The organism is Bradyrhizobium sp. NAS96.2, from assembly GCF_001908235.1.
Classification (GTDB): domain Bacteria; phylum Pseudomonadota; class Alphaproteobacteria; order Rhizobiales; family Xanthobacteraceae; genus Bradyrhizobium.
In genome coordinates this window covers 1-767 of the sequence record NZ_LGHK01000409.1, presented here as the reverse complement: position 1 = coordinate 767, position 767 = coordinate 1, and the positions used below count along the sequence as shown (strand labels likewise).

At 65.1% G+C, this 767-nt stretch carries 1 protein-coding gene; it reads left to right on the top strand.

Translation table 11 applies throughout. The features are described from left to right. A partial coding sequence (locus AC628_RS41600; protein ID WP_245321621.1) for a chemotaxis protein CheA occupies positions 1-767 on the top strand: 767 nt, incomplete at both ends.

Sequence of the window (767 nt, the reverse complement as noted above, 5' to 3'; positions counted from 1 at the left end):
TCCGCAAGACCGCCGCCGAGGATGTCCAGGAAGGCGACAAGATCGCCAACCAGTCGATCCGGGTCAACGTCGACACCCTCGAACACCTGATGACCATGGTCTCCGAGCTGGTCTTGACCCGCAACCAGCTCTTGGAGATCTCGCGGCGCAACGAGGACACCGAGTTCAAGGTGCCGCTGCAGCGGCTCTCCAACGTCACCGCCGAGCTGCAGGAGGGCGTCATGAAGACGCGGATGCAGCCGATCGGCAACGCCTGGCAGAAGCTGCCGCGCATCGTCCGCGACCTCTCCGGCGAACTCGGCAAGCAGATCGAGCTCGAGATGCACGGCGCCGACACCGAGCTCGACCGCCAGGTGCTCGATTTGATCAAGGATCCGTTGACGCACATGGTGCGCAACTCCGCCGATCATGGCCTCGAGACCACCGCCGAGCGCCTCGCCGCCGGCAAGGGAGAGCAGGGCACGATTCGCCTGAGCGCCTATCACGAAGGCGGCCACATCATCATCTGCATCGCCGACAATGGGAGAGGGCTCAACACCGAGCGGATCAAGGCCAAGGCGCTCCAGAACGGTCTCGTCACCGAGGCCGAGCTGGAGAAGATGACCGAGGCCCAGATCCACAAGTTCGTCTTCGCGCCGGGCTTCTCGACCGCGGCGCAAGTGACCTCGGTGTCCGGCCGCGGCGTCGGCATGGACGTGGTGCGCACCAACATCGACCAGATCGGCGGCACCATCGACATCAAGAGCGTGGCTGGCGAGGGCGCTTCC